General features: G+C 35.3%; 21 protein-coding genes. 15 read left to right on the plus strand and 6 right to left on the minus strand.

All coding sequences use genetic code 11. The features are described from left to right. Positions 1-2: 2 nt before the first annotated feature. Positions 3-212 carry a DNA-dependent RNA polymerase subunit epsilon gene (locus D2K40_RS03205; RefSeq protein ID WP_117152924.1) on the minus strand — a complete coding sequence of 70 codons (210 nt, stop codon included), beginning with the start codon at positions 210-212 and terminating at the stop codon, positions 3-5. A gap of 486 nt (positions 213-698) precedes the next feature. After that, positions 699-1256 carry a peptide deformylase gene (gene def / locus D2K40_RS03210; protein ID WP_117152926.1) on the minus strand — a complete coding sequence of 186 codons (558 nt, stop codon included), beginning with the start codon at positions 1254-1256 and terminating at the stop codon, positions 699-701. Between the two features lie 195 nt (positions 1257-1451). Here def and D2K40_RS03215 point away from each other — a divergent pair, with 195 nt between their 5' ends. The 8 genes from D2K40_RS03215 to D2K40_RS03250 all read left to right on the plus strand — a co-directional run bounded on the left by D2K40_RS03215 (position 1452) and on the right by D2K40_RS03250 (position 10310). Then, positions 1452-2102, plus strand: coding sequence for a YkyA family protein (locus D2K40_RS03215; RefSeq protein WP_117152928.1), 651 nt, complete (start codon positions 1452-1454; stop codon positions 2100-2102). A gap of 109 nt (positions 2103-2211) precedes the next feature. Next, positions 2212-2643 (plus strand): MarR family winged helix-turn-helix transcriptional regulator, encoded by a 432-nt coding sequence (locus tag D2K40_RS03220; RefSeq protein WP_117152930.1) that lies wholly within the window; start codon positions 2212-2214, stop codon positions 2641-2643. 312 nt (positions 2644-2955) lie between these two features. Next, complete coding sequence (locus D2K40_RS03225) at positions 2956-3816, plus strand: NmrA family NAD(P)-binding protein (RefSeq protein WP_117152932.1); 861 nt, start codon at positions 2956-2958, stop codon at positions 3814-3816. A 349-nt stretch (positions 3817-4165) separates the two neighbouring features. After that, positions 4166-5248, plus strand: a complete 1083-nt coding sequence (gene pdhA, locus D2K40_RS03230) for a pyruvate dehydrogenase (acetyl-transferring) E1 component subunit alpha (protein WP_117152934.1) — start codon at positions 4166-4168, stop codon at positions 5246-5248. Positions 5249-5251: 3 nt separating this feature from the next. Further along, complete coding sequence (locus D2K40_RS03235; protein ID WP_117152936.1) at positions 5252-6229, plus strand: alpha-ketoacid dehydrogenase subunit beta; 978 nt, start codon at positions 5252-5254, stop codon at positions 6227-6229. Between the two features lie 27 nt (positions 6230-6256). Continuing rightward, a complete protein-coding gene (locus D2K40_RS03240) occupies positions 6257-7870 on the plus strand; it encodes a dihydrolipoyllysine-residue acetyltransferase (protein WP_117152938.1) in 1614 nt (537 codons plus the stop codon). A gap of 3 nt (positions 7871-7873) precedes the next feature. Then, the gene (gene lpdA, locus D2K40_RS03245; RefSeq protein ID WP_117152940.1) at positions 7874-9286 is read left to right on the plus strand and encodes a dihydrolipoyl dehydrogenase; all 1413 of its coding nucleotides are present in this window, start codon (positions 7874-7876) and stop codon (positions 9284-9286) included. Positions 9287-9413: 127 nt separating this feature from the next. Next, entirely contained in the window at positions 9414-10310 is an 897-nt protein-coding gene (locus tag D2K40_RS03250; RefSeq protein WP_117152942.1) for a polysaccharide deacetylase family protein, read from the plus strand. A gap of 17 nt (positions 10311-10327) precedes the next feature. Here the strand turns inward: D2K40_RS03250 and D2K40_RS03255 are convergent, their stop codons facing one another. Then, a complete protein-coding gene (locus tag D2K40_RS03255; protein ID WP_117152945.1) occupies positions 10328-11800 on the minus strand; it encodes an aminotransferase class I/II-fold pyridoxal phosphate-dependent enzyme in 1473 nt (490 codons plus the stop codon). A 120-nt stretch (positions 11801-11920) separates the two neighbouring features. Between D2K40_RS03255 and D2K40_RS03260 the strand changes: the two genes are divergently transcribed. Continuing rightward, on the plus strand, positions 11921-12199 hold the full coding sequence (locus D2K40_RS03260) for a UPF0223 family protein (RefSeq protein ID WP_117152947.1): 279 nt from the start codon (positions 11921-11923) through the stop codon (positions 12197-12199). 119 nt (positions 12200-12318) lie between these two features. Here the strand turns inward: D2K40_RS03260 and D2K40_RS03265 are convergent, their stop codons facing one another. Then, positions 12319-12936: a YktB family protein gene (locus D2K40_RS03265; protein WP_117152949.1), complete on the minus strand. Its 618-nt coding sequence runs from the start codon at positions 12934-12936 to the stop codon at positions 12319-12321. Between the two features lie 144 nt (positions 12937-13080). Between D2K40_RS03265 and D2K40_RS03270 the strand changes: the two genes are divergently transcribed. After that, on the plus strand, positions 13081-13884 hold the full coding sequence (locus D2K40_RS03270) for an inositol monophosphatase family protein (protein WP_229666582.1): 804 nt from the start codon (positions 13081-13083) through the stop codon (positions 13882-13884). Between the two features lie 22 nt (positions 13885-13906). Here the strand turns inward: D2K40_RS03270 and D2K40_RS03275 are convergent, their stop codons facing one another. After that, the gene (locus D2K40_RS03275) at positions 13907-14113 is read right to left on the minus strand and encodes a YlaI family protein (protein ID WP_117152953.1); all 207 of its coding nucleotides are present in this window, start codon (positions 14111-14113) and stop codon (positions 13907-13909) included. A 222-nt stretch (positions 14114-14335) separates the two neighbouring features. Between D2K40_RS03275 and D2K40_RS03280 the strand changes: the two genes are divergently transcribed. Further along, on the plus strand, positions 14336-14593 hold the full coding sequence (locus D2K40_RS03280) for a hypothetical protein (RefSeq protein ID WP_117152955.1): 258 nt from the start codon (positions 14336-14338) through the stop codon (positions 14591-14593). Between the two features lie 7 nt (positions 14594-14600). On the opposite strand, the gene D2K40_RS03285 is transcribed toward D2K40_RS03280, so the two are convergent. Beyond that, complete coding sequence (locus D2K40_RS03285; RefSeq protein WP_117152957.1) at positions 14601-15212, minus strand: YhcN/YlaJ family sporulation lipoprotein; 612 nt, start codon at positions 15210-15212, stop codon at positions 14601-14603. A 201-nt stretch (positions 15213-15413) separates the two neighbouring features. Between D2K40_RS03285 and D2K40_RS03290 the strand changes: the two genes are divergently transcribed. The 4 genes from D2K40_RS03290 to D2K40_RS03305 all read left to right on the plus strand — a co-directional run bounded on the left by D2K40_RS03290 (position 15414) and on the right by D2K40_RS03305 (position 18775). After that, complete coding sequence (locus tag D2K40_RS03290; protein ID WP_117152959.1) at positions 15414-15695, plus strand: Fpa/YlaN family protein; 282 nt, start codon at positions 15414-15416, stop codon at positions 15693-15695. 97 nt (positions 15696-15792) lie between these two features. Beyond that, positions 15793-16974 carry a putative lipid II flippase FtsW gene (gene ftsW / locus D2K40_RS03295; protein ID WP_117152961.1) on the plus strand — a complete coding sequence of 394 codons (1182 nt, stop codon included), beginning with the start codon at positions 15793-15795 and terminating at the stop codon, positions 16972-16974. Between the two features lie 380 nt (positions 16975-17354). Continuing rightward, positions 17355-18287, plus strand: coding sequence for a heme o synthase (gene cyoE, locus D2K40_RS03300; RefSeq protein WP_117152963.1), 933 nt, complete (start codon positions 17355-17357; stop codon positions 18285-18287). A gap of 32 nt (positions 18288-18319) precedes the next feature. After that, the gene (locus D2K40_RS03305; RefSeq protein ID WP_117152965.1) at positions 18320-18775 is read left to right on the plus strand and encodes a DUF420 domain-containing protein; all 456 of its coding nucleotides are present in this window, start codon (positions 18320-18322) and stop codon (positions 18773-18775) included. The last annotated feature ends 28 nt before the right edge of the window (positions 18776-18803 follow it).

An 18803-nucleotide genomic window follows, 5' to 3' on the forward strand; every position in this document is an offset into this window, starting at 1 on the left:
AGTTATACGTTCTCCACTTCGAAATGAGCAGACTGTTTTTCATAATCTAGGTGTGCATCATTTAATGGCTGGATAAATTCAATATTAAGATTGCGAGTCGCTAACTCTTCTCTTACTTGTCTTTCGGTTTCTGCCTCATAATAAAGGCTTGCTGTTCTTTCTCTTACTGGTATTTCATTAGATAATTCTTGATATAAAACTTTGTAAATCATTCAATCTCTCCTTAATTCTATTTCTGTTGTTTTTAGAGTACATCTTTTATTACATAGCATTGTTTAAGATGTGGAATGCAAATCTGATAATGATGTCCTTACTTATCGACAGTTTTCTTAATAGCATTCGGAACGCGATTTTGACCTAGTAGTTTTTTCCACCGTTTTCTAAGCTTTTCTCTCAGCCGCTTCAACATTAGCTGCACAGCTCCTTTCGATTAGTTAAAGAAAAGCATAAACAAATAACCGATCCAATCCCTCTTACTTATTAGTATAGTATGGAATTGCCATTTTGGAAACAGAAACGTTCTAACTAATACAAAAATTTTAATAAAAGTACGATTATTAGTTATTTTTCGCCTGTTTGACGAAACTTATACGAAAGGAGTGTGTTTTCTTATCAAATAAAAATATATATAGCCAGTAAAAATATAAACTTAAAGACCGAATGTGTACTTAAAGCTTACTATTTACGTAACGTTAAGTCTATTCTGTATCACATGGTTTTGCGTTCTCAGGTTCAGCAAACGGGTTGTTAGTGTTAATATAGTCATAAAACATGATCCCGTTTAGATGGTCAATTTCATGTTGCATAACGATAGCGGGGTAACCTCGCAAACGAAACTTCACAGGTTCCCCATCTAGATTAAATGCTTTAACAGTAATCCGTGCATATCTAGGGACGTAACCCGGAACTTCTCGATCTACAGATAAGCATCCTTCGCCGCTAGAAAGATATGTCTTTTCAACAGAATGGCTTATGATTTTTGGATTAAATAACCCCTCGCTATATAAATTTCCATCAAAATCTTCAAAATGAAGTGCGATCATTCGTTTTGAAATGCCAATTTGTGGTGCGGCAATACCAACACCCGGTCGTAATTTATACTTTTCAGCAAGTTCTTGATCTTGACTATTTTTAAGAAATTGTAACATTTCTTGCAATGTACTTTTGTCTTCTTTATTTGCGGGAAGTTCAACTTCTGGTGCAACCTGTTCTAAAATTGGGTTACCTTCACGCACAATATCATCCATGGTAATCAACTGTGTCACGCTCCTTGAAAGTGTTTTAACTGTTACATAGTGTAACATAATTAATTTATATAATGGTACAAAAAAGTTTTTCCTAAGAATCAACAGAACTTTTATAAAATTGGTATTAGTAATATAACAAGATATGTTATACTATTTTCACAAATGTAAAAAATATAATAGAGCAACACGAGGAGGAGGCATATTATGCGATTAAAATTATTTATTATTGGGATTTTAAGTGTCACATTTTTAGCTGCATGTTCGGGAGAATCAACTATAGATGATATGTATGTTCACTTAGAAGAAGCTGTTGAACTTGAGAGTGATTTTGTAGCCCAGCAAGAACCATTAACTGAATTAGAAGAAGAAGAGCAAGCACTGTATCAAGAAATCAGTGAATTAAGTATGGAAGAGTTTGATCAAATTTCTAGCTTAGCAGATGAAGCTTTAGCATCGATTGAAGAGAGAAAAGAAATTCTTGAAACTGAAGCATCGAGTATAGAAAGTGCTAAGGAAGAATTTGATAAAATTGAGCCAATGATTGAAGAGTTAGAAGATGAGTCATTGCAAGAAAAGGCTAGAGAACTTGTTGATAAGATGGACGAAAGATATGAAGCTTATCAAACACTTCATGACGCTTATGCAACATCATTGGAATATGATGAAGAATTATATAATATGTTAAAACAAGAAGATGTAGAAGAAGATGCAATATCAGATCAAATTGAAAAAATCAATGCCCAGTATCAACTAGTAATTGAGGCAAATGATACCTTTAATGAAAAAACAGAAGCATTTAATCAGGCCAAAAAAACTTTTTATGAATCAACTGATCTCAATGTTACATACGAGTAAAAAGCTTTCATTTGAAAGCTTTTTTTTATTTGTCAAAGACGACAATAAGCTATTATCATGGTAATATAGTTAGTGCGCTAACTATATTACGTTAGGGGGGGGAAGGTTAATGGATGAAGATTTAGGTTATTTACTCTCAAAAGCTTCTTTATCTGCTAAAAGACTGTTAAATGAACGGTTAAATCAATATGATATAACAGCTACACAATGGGCAGTATTATTTGATTTGTATATCCGAGGTCAGGATGGTGATGAGCAAGTAAAACCAAAAGATATTGCAGAAAAGTTGGATAGTGATCGGCCAACCATCACTAATATAATAAAACGATTAAATCTAAGGGGATACATTACAATAAAACCAAATCCTAAAGATGGACGTTCATCATTTATTGCATTATCTGATCAAGCGAAGCCCTTAATAGAGCCATTAAAAAAAGAAGCGAGTCAAACAATTAATTTTTTAGTTGAAGATTTAGATAGCAGTGAAAAAGAAATAGCAAGAAACGTTCTGAAGAAAATTATAGAAAAGTCAAAAAAGTAAGCACATTTCCTTGGTTTGTAACATTGTAATGTCGTAGTTGATATATGATGTGACATGGTGAAACTTTCTTATCCGCTCCTCAAATGAAATTGGCTCACTTTCAGCACGCAAGGCCTCAACTAATTTTTAGAAGAAGAGCACTTCTAAAAATGGATTTTTGGCCCGTGGGGCTGCGGTTACTCGCCCCACCAAACCACCTGCTTCCATAGCGGGTAAGTTATTGCGCACTTTATATATTTTGCGTAGTAGTCTATATAAATAGTCAATTTAAATATTACGAAAACAATAAAAAATAAAAAAGGGAGTGTTTTAATGGGGAAGGTTTTGATTACTGGATATACGGGTAATATCGGAAGGTATGTTGTAGAGGGGTTGTTAGATAAAAGTGTTGAAATAGTCTGCGCAAGTAGAAAGGCTGATAAAAGAGAGTCTATTTCGGAATTGCAAGAAGTAGTTCCGTTCGACTTTCTTAATAGTGAAACTTTTAATGAAGTATTAATAGATGTCGATAGAGTATTTCTGGTTCGACCACCACAACTAGCCTCGCCTAAAAAGGATATGTATCCCTTTTTAAAATACATTAAGGAAAAAGGAATCAAGCATATTGTCTTTGTGTCTCTTTTGGGTGTTGAAAAGAATCCAATTGCACCACATCGAAAAATTGAAGAAATGATAAAAGACTTACATATTACCTATACATTCTTACGCCCGAGTTTTTTTATGCAAAATTTAAGTACAACACATCGCAACGATATTTTATACCGAGATGAGATTGCGGTCCCAGTTGGTAATGCGATAACTAGTTTTGTTGACACGAGAGATATAGCAGATGTTGCAACAGAAGTAATAGCTAATCAGGATCCTGATCAAAATAACATTTATACATTAACCGGGGATGTAGCAATTGATTATTATACAGTGGCTGAGGCACTATCCGAAGTGTTGGAAAGGTCGATACAATATCGCAAAATAAATTATATGAAATTTAGAAAAGAAACAATTGAAAAAGGTGTAAATAAAAATTTCGCAAATGTAATGACGATGCTTTATTTCATCACAAGAATGGGGAGTGCAAAAAAAGTAACAAATGATATCGAGCAGATATTAAAACGAAAACCAACAACATTTAGGAGTTTTGCCGAAGATTATAAGCGATTATGGGTGAAAAATTAAGTTTTTTTAGCTGATACAGCCAGGTGATCTGTATGATACAGATGTGTGCTTCTCACTAATACAGTATACAGAGAATGTGTTTTTCACACTTAAAAGTTAAATAAATTTAACAATGTTGAGCAAAGTAATTGACCAAGATAATATATTGAGCTAAACTAAGGATAGTTCAAAATTGTACTAATGAAAACATGCATTCACTATGTAACAGTTTTCTACATAGAAATAAATAAGATTAAAAAAAGTTACATTAGGGTAATGTATAAACAAGTGCAATTCTGTTCAATTTTCAAAATACAAAAACTTGAGCAGTTAAATATTAAGAAGGAATAGAAAGGAAGAGGTGAACATTTTGAAACGTACACTTGAAAATGTTGAAAACGAATTTGAAACGTTTCAAATTCTGAACGAAGATGGCGAAGTAGTTAATGAAGATGCAATGCCAGAACTTTCAGATGATGAATTAAAAGAATTAATGACTAGAATGGTTTATACAAGAATTTTAGACCAACGTTCTATAGCCTTGAATCGCCAAGGACGACTTGGTTTTTATGCGCCAACTGCAGGGCAAGAAGCTTCTCAGTTAGGAACGCAATATGCTTTAGAACAAGAAGACTTTATTTTACCGGCATATCGTGATGTGCCACAATTAATCTGGCATGGCCTTCCATTGTATCAAGCATTTTTATTCTCAAGAGGACACTATCATGGTAACCAAATGCCTGAAGGTGTAAACGCACTAAGTCCACAAATTATTATTGGTGCTCAATACACACAAGCTGCTGGTGTAGCTATGGGAATGAAAAAGCGCGGTAAGAAATCTGTCGCAATCACATACACTGGAGATGGTGGTACTTCACAAGGTGACTTCTATGAAGGTATGAACTTTGCTGGAGCATACAAAGCACCTGCAATCTTTGTTGTACAAAATAACCGCTTTGCAATTTCAGTGCCTGTCGAAAAGCAAACAGCTGCTAAAACATTAGCACAAAAAGCTGTTTCTGCGGGAATCGAAGGTATTCAAGTAGATGGTATGGATATTCTAGCTGTTTATGCAGCAACAAAAGATGCGCGTGACCGTGCAGTAAATGGAGAAGGACCAACACTAATTGAAACATTAACTTATCGTTATGGTGCACATACAATGGCTGGTGATGATCCAACACGTTACCGTACCGATGAATTAACTTCAGAATGGGAGAAAAAAGACCCAATCGTTCGTTTCCGTAAATTCCTAGAAAACAAAGGTTTATGGTCAGAAGAACAAGAAAATGAAGTGACTGAAAAAGCAAAAGAAGAAATTAAAGCTGCAATTAAAAAAGCAGATCAACAACCAAAACAAAAAGTAACAGATTTAATTTCAAATATGTATGAGACACTTCCAGCTCATTTAGAAGAACAAATGGAAGAATATAAAGCAAAGGAGTCGAAGTAAATCATGGCTCAAATGACAATGATCCAAGCAATAACTGATGCTTTACGCACCGAACTAAAAAATGATGAAAACGTGTTAGTATTTGGAGAAGACGTTGGTCAAAATGGTGGTGTATTCCGTGCGACAGAAGGACTACAAGCTGAGTTTGGCGAAGAGCGTGTATTCGATACTCCGCTTGCTGAATCTGCAATTGCAGGTATTTCAATCGGTCTAGCAACACAAGGGTATCGTCCTGTACCAGAAATTCAATTCTTTGGCTTCGTTTATGAAGCAATGGATGCAATTAATGGTCAAATGGCACGTATGCGTTATCGTACTGGTAACACAATGAACGCACCAATCACAATTCGCGCTCCATTTGGTGGCGGTGTGCATACACCAGAATTACACGCTGATTCATTAGAAGGTTTAATTGCACAACAACCAGGTATGAAAGTAGTTATTCCTTCTAACCCATATGACGCGAAAGGATTGTTAATCTCTTCTATTCGTGACAATGATCCAGTTGTTTATTTAGAGCATATGAAATTGTATCGTTCATTCCGTGAAGAAGTACCAGAAGAAGAATATACAGTTGAATTAGGTAAAGCAAATGTTAAACGTGAAGGTACAGATGTAACAATTATTGCTTATGGAGCAATGGTTCAAGCTTCTATGAAAGCAGCTGAAGAGTTAGAAAAAAATGGCGTCGAAGCCGAAGTTATTGATTTAAGAACTGTTATGCCATTAGATATGGATACTATTATTAAATCTGTTGAGAAGACAAACCGCGTAGTTGTCGTGCAAGAAGCACAACGTCAAGCTGGTATGGCTTCACACATTACAACTGAAATCCAAGAGCGCGCAATTTTACATTTAGAAGCTCCAATTTTACGTGTAGCTGCTCCGGATACAGTCTATGCATTTACACAAGCAGAAGAAGTATGGTTACCAAACTATAATGATATCGTTGAAAAAGTAAACAAAGTAATTAACTTTTAATTAGACTTATGATGGGAGGTAAAAGAAATGGCATTTGAATTTAAACTGCCTGACATTGGTGAAGGAATCCATGAAGGAGAAATCGTCAAATGGTTTGTAAAAGCCGGAGACGAGATCAAAGAAGACGATGTACTATGTGAAGTGCAAAATGATAAAGCAGTGGTTGAAATACCATCACCAGTAGAAGGTACAGTAAAAGAAGTACACTTTGAAGAAGGATCTGTAGCAACAGTAGGTCAAACAATTATAACGATTGATGCAGAAGGATACGAAAACGAAGGTGCAAATGATGAGTCTGAAGAATCTAAGGAGCCAAAACAAGAAGCTCAAACAGAATCTACAGTTGAAAAAACAGGTGCATTTGAATTTAAACTACCAGATATTGGTGAAGGTATTCATGAAGGCGAAATCGTTAAATGGTTTGTAAAAGCCGGTCAAGAGATTAAAGAAGACGATGTACTATGTGAAGTACAAAATGATAAAGCGGTAGTTGAAATACCATCTCCAGTAGAAGGTACAGTAAAAGAAGTACACTTTGAAGAGGGATCAGTAGCAACGGTAGGTCAAACAATTGTAACGATCGATGCGGTTGGTTATGAAGGTGAAGCTACTGAAGAAGCTCCTGCAAAAGAAGAAAAAGCTGAAAACCAAGCTCCTAAAGCAGCTAAAGAGGATGTTGAAGTTGATCCAAGCCGCCGTGTGATTGCAATGCCTTCTGTTCGTAAACATGCGCGTGATAACAATGTTAATATTGGCAATGTTGCTGGATCTGGTAAAAATGGTCGCGTATTAAAAGAAGATATTGATGCTTACTTAAACGGTGATCAAGCTGTTGAAACAGAAGCTCCTAAAGAAGATACAAAAGCTGATCAAGGTAAAACAGTTATTAAAGATGAGAAAGCACCTGCAGCAGCAAAACAAACTGTTCCAGAAGGTGAATTTCCTGAAACGCGCGAAAAAATGTCTAATATTCGAAAATCTATTGCAAAAGCAATGGTTAATTCGAAACAAAAAGCACCTCATGTAACATTACATGATGAAGTTGATGTTACTGAACTAGTAGCACACAGAAAGAAATTTAAAGCTGTAGCAGCTGAAAAAGATATTAAGTTAACATATCTTCCATATGTTGTTAAAGCACTTGTTTCAGCATTGAAACAATACCCAATGTTAAATGCATCTATTGATGATGACACAGAAGAGATTATTCATAAGCATTATTACAATATTGGTATTGCAGCAGACACGGATAAAGGTTTACTTGTACCCGTAGTTAAAAATGCTGATCATAAGTCAATCTTTGCTATCTCTCAAGAGATCAATGAATTAGCAGGAAAAGCAAAAGATGGTAAACTTTCTCCAAGTGAGATGAAAGGTGCATCATCTACTATATCTAATATCGGATCGGCTGGTGGTCAGTGGTTTACTCCAGTTATTAACTATCCAGAGGCAGGTATTTTAGGTATTGGCCGAATTGCTGAAAAACCAGTTGTAAAAGATGGTGAAATTGTTATAGCACCTGTCTTAGCATTATCATTAAGCTTTGATCACCGTATTGTTGATGGTGCAACAGCTCAAATGGCAATGAATCAAATCAAACGTTTATTAAACGATCCACAATTGATCATGATGGAGGCGTAAATTATGGTAGTAGGAGATTTTCCGATTGAATTAGATACGCTAGTAGTTGGTGCTGGTCCTGGCGGATATGTTGCAGCAATACGCGCAGCACAAACTGGCCAAAAAGTAGCGATAGTTGATAAAGGAACATTGGGTGGTGTTTGCTTAAATGTTGGTTGTATTCCTTCAAAAGCACTAATCCAGGCTGGTCACCGTTATGAACATGCACATGGTGCAGATGAAATGGGAATATCTGCAGAGAATGTAACTGTTGATTTTTCAAAAGTTCAAGAATGGAAACAAGGGGTAGTTAATAAACTTACAGGCGGTGTTGAAGGCCTGTTAAAAGGTAACAAAGTTGAAATTATTAAAGGTGAAGTTTTCTTTGTTGATAAAAACACTGTGCGTGTTATGGATGAAAAGAATTCACAAAGTTACACATTTAATAACTGTATCATCGCAACTGGCTCAACGCCAATTGAAATACCAACATTTAAATTCTCAGACCGTGTAATTGATTCCACTGGTGCTTTGAACTTAAAAGAGATTCCTAAGAAATTGGTTGTTGTTGGTGGCGGATATGTTGGTACAGAACTTGGTACTGCCTATGCTAACTTTGGTACTGAAGTTACTATTTTAGAAGGTGCAGACGATATCCTTGGTGGTTTTGAAAAACAAATGTCTTCATTAGTAAAACGTCATTTGAAAAAGAAAAACGTCAAGATTGTCACGAAAGCAATGGCTAAAGGTTCTGAAGTTACAGAAAATGGTGTTAAAGTTACGTATGAAGCTAAAGGTAAAGAAGAAACAATTGAGGCGGATTATGTATTAGTAACAGTTGGCCGACGACCAAATACTGCTGAAATTGGCTTAGAGCAAGTAGGGATTGAAGTTGACGACAGAGGATTAGTTAAAATTGACAAACAATGTCGTACAAATATCGACAATATTTATGCTATTGGTGATATTGTAGCTGGACCTCCATTAGCTCATAAAGCTTCGTATGAAGGAAAAATTGCAGCAGAAGCAATTGCTGGACATAAAACAGAAATTGACTATAATGGTATCCCAGCTGTTGTATTCTCAGAACCAGAATTAGCTACAGTTGGTTATGATGAAAAAGCTGCAAAAGAAGCAGGATTCGAAGTAGTTGGTTCTAAATTCCCATTTGCGGCAAACGGTCGTGCATTATCTCTAGGTAGTGGAGATGGATTTGTTAAGCTTGTTACAAGAAAAGAAGATGGCCTAGTATTAGGTGCTCAGATTGCAGGAGCTAATGCTAGTGACATGATTTCAGAGCTTGGATTAGCGATTGAAGCAGGTATGACTGCTGAAGATTTAGCTTTAACAATTCACGCACACCCAACACTTGGAGAAATCACAATGGAAGCTGCTGAAGTAGCAATGGGAACACCAATACACGTTGTGAATAAGTAAGTACATGAAAGAGTCTGTGTTTTTAAAACGCAGACTTTTTCTATTTGTAAATATTTTATAAATAGAAAGATTTTTTTAGTCTTTTCCAGTATAATAGTGGACAAGGATAACAACAGGAGGCATGCATATGAAGCAGATATTATTGATAATTCTAGTAAGTGTATTATTTTTATTTGTAGGTTGCAGTAATGAAAGTGAAAAGCAAGAAGAAAATAACAATGCAGAACAAAATGTCCCAGAAGAAACTGAAGTGACTGAAGAAGTTACAAATGATGAAACAACAGATCAACAAAATGAAGAGAACAATGAAGTTGAAGAGGAACCAATTGAAGTGGACGAGCCTGAAAAAGTGGAAGTACAATATCAGATCAATCCAAATAATTGGAGTGTTGAACCGCTATCAGATGATGTTAACGATCAAGTAGTGTTATTAACCATTGATGATGCACCAGACGGCAATGCGCTAGAAATGGCTAAAACTTTGAAGTCACTTGATGCAAAAGCAATCTTTTTTGTGAATGCACATTTTCTAGATACAGATAAGGAAAAAGAAATTCTAAAAGAGATTCATGAAATGGGGTTCGCTATTGGTAATCATACTTATAGCCATCAGAATCTAAAACAGGTTGGTGAAGACCAGCAACGTGAAGAGATTGTTAGCTTAAGCGATTTAATTGAGGAAATTATTGGCGAACGTCCACAATTCTTCCGAGCACCACATGGAGCAAATACGAATTATGCTACAAAAATTGCAGAAGAGCAAGGTATGGTCGTAATGAATTGGACATACGGCTATGATTACTTTAAACCATATATGGATGCTGAGAAATTAGCAACTGCAATGATTACTGGTGAAGGACCTGAAGTTGATGTTCCTTATTCATTACTTAAGCCAGGTGCAAACCTTTTAATGCATGATCGGGAATGGACAGCAGAAGCATTAGAAGAAATTGTGACAGGGCTTCGAGAAAAAGGTTATGAAATGGTGGATCCTGATGCGATCAAAAAAATAAAACAGAGCTGATTTTCAGCTCTGTTTTATTATGTGATTGGTTTCATTTCTTTAATAACGTGGATGGATCCAAGTGTATCGTCTTCTAAACCTTGAACAGGTAAACCTGCCGCTATGTTTTGTTTGATATAGATCAAATTTTCTTCTGTAATGATTTCCCCGGGAATAAAGATTGGAATGCCAGGGGGATAAACCATAATTGATTCGGCACTAATGCGACCTGCTGCTTCATTTAAGGAAATGCTTTCTGTTTCCGCATAAAATGCATCACGAGGCGTTAAACTTAATAAAGGAATAGCAGGTATGGTCACATCTATTTGCTTGGCTGTAGCGGATTTACTATACGTCTCAGCTAAGTGACGTAATGCTTGTACTAATAGATTTGTTTGCTCTATAGTATCTCCTGGTGTAATGATACAGAGAATGTTATACATATCAGACAACTCTACTTCAATATTGTAGTGTTTTCGTAACCATCCTTCGACATCGTAGCCAGTTATACCAAGTTGTTTCACTGAAATAATTAACTTAGTTGGATCAAAATCATAAGTCGCTTCACTACCTAACATTTCTGAACCTGCACAGTAAATATGCGGGATTGTGTTTATTTCTTTACGAGTTTGTTCAGCTAATTCAATTGTTTTATCTAATAGTTCTTTCCCTCTGGTTGCTAAATGTTTACGCGCAACATCTAATGAAGCCAATAAGATATAGGATGTTGATGTTGTTGTTAGCATAGATAATACACTTTGCACACGCTCATGTGATACAATTCCTTCTTTTAAGTTAAGAACAGAGCTTTGTGTTAGAGATCCACCTAGCTTATGGACGCTTGTTGCAGCCAAATCTGCACCTGCTTGCATAGCGGATAATGGCAGTTGTTCGTGAAAGTGTATATGAACGCCATGTGCTTCATCTACCAATACAGGAACGTTATGATTGTGCGCAATTGAAACGATCCGTTTTAAATCAGCAGCTATCCCAAAGTAAGTAGGGTTAATCACAAATACCCCTTTTGCATCTGGGTGCCTTTGCAAAGCTTTTTCAACTGCTTCTGGGGTAATGCCATGTGCAATACCAAGCTTCTTGTCTAGCTCTGGATGAATGAATATGGGGATAGCACCTGCAAAAATTAGTGCAGTTGTTACTGATTTATGAATGTTACGTGGTACAATAATTTTATCACCAGGACCACATACACTTAATACCATAGCCATAATTGCACCACTTGTACCTTGAACAGAGAAAAAGGTATAATCAGCACCAAAGGCTCTAGCAGCTAGATCTTGTGCTTGTTTAATCATACCATGTGGATGGTGAAGGTCGTCTAATGGCTCAATATTAATTAAATCAATGCTTAAGGCGTCAGCGCCTAAAAAGTCACGAAAGGTTGCATCCATACCAGCACCTTTTTTGTGACCGGGTATATGAAATGGGACTGGATTCTTGTCGGCATGTTCGCGTAAACCTGTAAATAAAGGTGTATCTGTTTGTGCATACATAGATGGTACTCCTCTTTATATAAGTAGTGTTGATAGATAGAAAACACAAGAATTATAGCAAAATAAAGCAGAAATAGCTAGTTATGAATTTTAATTAATTTAGAAAAGGAGAGGTAAGAGTTGCAATATAGTTACCCGATTGATGATTCATGGAGTACAGACGAAATAATTAAGGTTGTAAATTTTTTATCACTTGTTGAGAAAGCACATGAAGATGGAATAAGAAGAGATGACCTACTAATAGCTTATACCAAATTCAAACAAATCGTACCATCCAAAAGTGAAGAGAAGCAAATTGGGAAGAAGTTTGAAAAAGAAACTGGGTTTTCGATCTACCAAACAATTAAAAGAGCGCAAGAGTTGAAACAAGGAGAAAAGTTAAAGATTAAATACAAATAATTGTAGTTAAATAATAAAGTTTTTTTGTAAACAGACGTTTTAATATTTAAACGTTAAAAAGGCTGTCATGAGGTGAAATCCTAAAAGGAGTTTCACTTCATGATAGCTTTATTTTAATCCTATATCGCGGATAAGCCAGCACGATAGAAGGGTGCCAATGTATCAAATGTATCTTTTGCCCGCTCTATAAATGCCTCACCGCTTAGGTTGGTTGCTTTGGATACCCCAATATGACGCCCTACTAAAAACTCAGCTTTCTTTACGTCACGAAAACGCTCTAGGTCTTCTTCTGAAAGGTCAGTAATAGGGGAAGCATCTTTCTTCATATGGTCTAAAGAATAGACAAAATCATTAGGTAACTGTTTTAAATCTGTAAGTTGATCTAGAAATTGTTTTGCGATATTCTCTTTGCTTGGTAATTCATAAATAAAAGCAAGCCAGATGAAAATGTGGTCATCAAATAATCCTACTTGAAAATGAGGATGTTTTTTGTAACCTCTTTTGTTCTCCGCAATTGCTAACCATGTATCGTTAGGTGGATTAACTGAGCGGCGTGCATGTCTTGCAATATGTAAGAAGAATTCATTTCCCATCGTTGCTGATAGATGTTCGGTCAATTCGGCACCAATCTCGTGGAACTTCGGTTGAATTCTCTTTTGAATTGCCTCCATTCTATTTTCCAAACCATCAATTTGAAATGTCTCAAAGTCTCTTTTTTCAAAGCCATTGAACGACATAATATACCACCTTTCTTGCTGTTTTGTGTAGTTTATAGTTTAGCACAAAATAAGGAACTCTTGTATTAATCTGCACGTATGGATGCATTTCATGTATTTTTCTGCTATTATGAACAAAACTATAAATGAATGGGAGGTAATTATTTGGACGTAAAAGCAAGAGATGATATATATACATATGCTAAAGAGTGGGTTTTGGAAGCGGGTCAAAAGATACGTGATGTAATTGATGAACCATTGACAGTTGATATTAAATCAAATCCAAACGATTTAGTAACACAAATGGATCGAAATACAGAAAAATATTTCACCAAAAAAATCAGATCTACTTTTCCGAACCATAATATATTGGCTGAAGAAGGTTTTGGCGACAAATTAGAGACGATGGATGGCACGGTTTGGATCATTGATCCAATTGATGGGACAATGAATTTTGTTCATCAAAAAAGAAACTTCGCTATATCAGTTGGTATATACCAAGATGGGGTAGGGGAAATAGGTTTTATTTATAATGTCATGGAAGATGTTTTATATCATGTGAAAAAAGGACAAGGCGCATACAAAGATGACGTACAATTACCACAACTAGATAACGGCGTTACGTTAGAACACAGTATACTATTGATTAATAGTACATGGAGTGGGGAAAACAAACGAATTAATCATAAAAAAGTTCAAGAGCTTGTCCGGAAAGTGAGAGGGACACGATCGTATGGGTCTGCTGCATTAGAGTTCGCGGGCGTAGCTGAAGGTATTTTGGATGGTTATATTTCAATGAAGTTATATCCGTGGGATTTTGCGGCGGGTGTGATTTTAGTAAATGAAGTTGGTGGGGAGACAACGCAGGCTGATGGAAGCCCACTAAATTTTATAACCGAAAACACAGTTTTTTCAGGGAACAAACAAGTAACCAAAGAGATTATAAAAAACTATATTGAACTTTATTAGAAGAAAAAAGATCCTATATCCACTATTGGATATAAGGATCTTCTTGTTTCTTTTCCTTAAAAATTTTAAAATTACCAGTCGCATGCCTTTTTTTAGTGTTTTCACCAATCCGGTCTGAACAAGTTGGGCATAGATATAAATGTTTGCGCCGATTACGTAGTCGTTTTGCTAATGGTGAATCTGTATCAATTGTATCAACTGTATCACATATTGGACATTTTACTTGCATCTTACCACCTCTATAGTTATATCTGATTTCTATTTCATCATGATATTTTTTAAATATACAGTAATAGTGTAACATAGCTTTACATAAATTGATAAATTATTTGAAATAAGCAATGGTGTATTCATGTTATTATCCACTATTGGACAGGAAAACCAGTGTTTAAAGAAATCAGTTAAAGGGTAAAATTTTAGAAATGAGGATTATTACGAAAGGTTGGTTGAAATGAAAAAAAGGATTATTTCTGGAGTTGCTATGGCAGGAATTGCTGCTTATTTATTTACAGATAAAGGGAAACGGAAACAATATATTGATCAATTTAAAAAAACAGCTAAGTCAATTACATCATCTGATGAATCAGAAGGATTTCCAATTGAAGAGGCTGGAAAGCCAGAGACTGATAATCCAGAGAACGCCAAAATGGTTGACGAAGGCTCCCAATACGGGGTTACGTACTATAATAAAGTGAAAAATGAAGAATAGACACTGTCTATTCTTCATTATTAAGGTGATGATTTGATTGTTCTTCTTCAATTTCTTCTAGTTTTTGTTCTTCTTTCTCATTTATTGTCTTTTTATTTAAATCTTCTTCATCGGTTGCTTTTGGTGTGTTTATAGGAAATTCTGGCATGTAACGCCCAATAATTGCTGCCAGTTCTTCTGTAATACCATGAATTGGATCACCGGAACGGACATTTCTAGCCATTGCTCTTATGCGTTCTGTTCCGTCTGCATCTGCAATAACAATTGCGGTTTTACCGTACGGATCATCCTGTAATGCTTCTGTAACTGCAAATTTTATTGTACCTACTCTTGAACGATCTAACTTCTCATCAACATCAATCCCAACCGCTGCATAGGGTCCAGCAATTATTGCAGTTGCCCCTTCAACGTCTGGTACTCTATTTGCTAAGCTCGCTAAATGTTCCGCTATTTCTTGGTTTGATGCATGAGTCTCTTCAGTTAACTCAGAATCTCTAACTTGAAGAATGTGATCATCATTTTCATTTCCTTGTTCAACTAAATTTTTTTCTTCATTATTTGCTTGACAACCACCTAGTATGAATATGAAAGATAATAGGATCATGGTGAACAGTTTCATTGTATATTCCTCCTTTAGTAAGGTTAATTATTGCTTAGTTTTTGTAAAATAAATAAAGTTATGCAAATTATTAAAAACGAATAGGAGTTACTGAAATTTTTTTGAATTAAATACGAAGGAAATCTATCTAATCATCTTGCATTTTTTCACTATTAACGCTAATATGGAATAAAGAAGTTTGTTTAACGGAGGGGATTTACTTTGATACCTGAAGTGGCTGTTAATGATACCGAGAAAGCCTATGCCCTTCTAAAGGCTGATGCTGATAAAATTCTGAAGCTTATTAAGGTTCAGATGGACAATTTGACAATGCCTCAATGTCCACTATATGAAGAAGTCTTAGATACGCAAATGTACGGTTTATCAAGGGAAATTGATTTTGCAGTTCGTTTAAACTTAATAGAAGATGAAGATGGTAAGAAACTTCTAGAGAGTTTAGAAAGACAATTGAATTTACTACATGAAGCTGCACAGCAAACATAAGGAACATGGATTTGTGTGTGCATCTACTCTAGATAAAGCCTTTGCCAAATCGGCAAGGTTTTTTTATTTCAAACATATGAACACAAGGGGGGAAATAATGAAAAATAAATTAAAAACATTCGACTTTATACTTGTATTTACACCACTGATCTTAACTATTTTTGGTATTGTCATGATATACAGTTCAAGCATGGTTATTGCTGTTATGGATAAAAAACCACCAGATTATTACATGATGAAACAAATACAATGGTTTATTATTGGTTTAGTTTTGTTTATTTTTTGTTGTTTTTTTAATTATCGTCATTACCAAAAACTAATGAAGTTCATTATTTTTGGGTTGATTATCATGTTAGTAATGGTTCTGTTTGAAGAACCTATAAAAGGGGCAAGATCATGGCTTTCAGTTGGATCTTATTCAATTCAGCCTTCTGAGTTTGTTAAAATTGGTTTGATTATGTATTTAGCATCCGTATATTCAAAGAAACAAAGCTATCTCGATCATTTTAGTTCAGGGGTTTTACCACCACTAATAATGACGGGTATTTTGCTAGGGTTAATCTTTTTTCAACCAGATATTGGTACAGCAGCGATCATATTTCTTATCGCTTGCTCTGTTATTTTTAGTTCCGGCATCAAATTTAAACACTTATCCATTTTAATTTTAGCGGGCGCAGTTTTTCTTATAGTAGCTGGGGCACATATATTCACATCAGAGCGTTTATCAAGATTTACAGGAGCTTATCAACCTTTTACTGATCCTGAAGACGGGGGTTATCAATTAATCCAATCGTATATTGCGATAGGTACAGGCGGGTTAGATGGATTAGGTTTGGGTCAAAGTGTGCAAAAACTAGGGTACCTAACAGAAGGGTACAATGATTTTATTATGGCCGTTATTGCAGAAGAATTAGGTTTTATAGGTGTAGTAATTGTAATTGGTCTATTAGCACTTATTGTGTTAAGGGGATTATATATGGCTAAAATTTGTCAAGATAGCTTTGGTTCTTTGTTGGCAATTGGGATTTCTTCGATGGTTGGGGTACAAGCTTTTATTAATTTAGGCGCAATAAGTGGTTTATTACCTATTACTGGGGTTACTTTACCATTTGTCAGTTACGGCGGGTCATCATTATTAGTATTGATGATTTCTATGGGGATTCTTAATAATGTCGCCCGGCATGCCAAACGAGCAACAATTGACCCAGCTTCCGAAAAAGATTATCAACCTAACTTTGATGAAAATAAATTCGGTTCTGTTGGAACTAGATTTAATTAATAAAGATTGTTGAGACTAAATTTAAATAAACTACGTATTAAGTTAACTCGCTACGGAAGCAGTGCCCACGGAAAGGGAATCCATTTGGGGCTGCGATTACTCGCCCCATCAAAACCACTTGCTGACAGAGCGGGGAAGCGGTTCAGTAACTTATGTTACTTACTAATGGGGATTTTCTATCAAGCCTGAATGTTTACTATCAAAAAATAGTAAGACTTTACAATCAACTTATTACACTAAAAGGTATAAAAACCTTGCAAATTTCGTAATTATTTGCTAAAACTAATAAGGGTAATTTTTTTGTATTACGAAAAAAAATACTATTTCCTATTTGTGATTTAAAACTATTTCATATCAAATGGATGGGATGTGAATTTTGGATGAGTAAAATGGAAGTAACGTCTACAGAAGTATTTCAAAAAATTGATGTTCAAGATAGGCAAAGCATTTCATCCGATTTAAAAGCATTATTTAAAACTGGTATAATTCAATCCAATGTCATGACGGCATTTGCTGGGTTTTGGGTTGCATTATTTTATAATAATTTACAAGTGCAGAACCATTGGTTGTTATTACTCGTTACCTTAGCTGGGACAGCAGGTATTATTGCTGGTGGATGTATTCTGAATAATTATTATGATCGCGATATTGATCCGGTCATGTCACGCACAAAACAACGTCCAACTGTAACCGGGTCAATACCATTACCTGTGATACTAGGGTTAGGGGTAGCTCTGTCTATTCTAGGCGTTATTTTATTATTATTTACTACATGGCAAGCAGCTTTGTTAGGTATTTTGGGCTGGTTTGCTTATGTTGTGTTATACACAATGTGGTCGAAAAGAAGGTACACCTTAAATACAGCAATTGGCAGTTTATCTGGTGCTGTTCCACCATTAATAGGTTGGGCAGCAATAGAACCTGAGCTTTCATTACCAGCTCTTGCTTTATTTGCTCTTATGTTTGTATGGCAAACGCCACATTTCTTGGCATTAGCCATGAAAAAAACAGAAGAGTATCGTGCTGCTAATGTTCCGATGCTTCCTGTGGTTCATGGTTTTGCGGTTACGAAACGTCAGATTGTCATGTATATTATTTGTTTGTTCCCGTTACCTTTATTTTTAAGTTCACTAGGCGTTGGTTTTATGTTACTAGCTAGTGGGTTAAATGTTGGTTGGCTCGGACTTGCGCTTAAAGATTTTAATAAAAAAGATGACTTAAGATGGGCGAATCAACTATTTGTTTATTCTTTGTTATATCTAACCGTTATATTTGTTAGTATGGTTATTTTTACGTTACCAGCTGTAATATGATCTGAAAAATAAACAAGAAGGAGAATCTTCGTATGCCTTTTTTACCTACACTTAGTACTGTTTTTATCATGTTAAGTGCGATTCTAGTTGCAGTTGGTTGGATCTTAATTGTTAAAAAGAAATACAAAGCACATAAATACGCAATGATTGCCGCTGCTATTAGTGCAATTTTATTTTTTATTATTTATGCATCAAGAACCATTTTTGTTGGAAATACAAGTTTTGGTGGTCCTGATGATTTAAAACTGTATTATACCATCTTTTTAATCTTTCATATTAATTTGGCAACAATTGGTGCCGTTTTTGGAATAGTTACGCTCACCTTGGCTTTTCGACGAAAGATTAAGAAGCATGAAAAACTTGGACCGATAACAAGTATCATTTGGTTTTTTACCGCTATTAGTGGTTTAATCGTATATTTATTATTATACGTTTTCTTTGATGGTGGCGAGACAACAAGTATGATTAAAGCAATATTAGGTTTTTAAATAGCAACTTTAATATCTAAAACGGGTC

The organism is Paraliobacillus quinghaiensis (assembly GCF_003426025.1).
GTDB lineage: Bacteria > Bacillota > Bacilli > Bacillales > Amphibacillaceae > Paraliobacillus_A > Paraliobacillus_A quinghaiensis.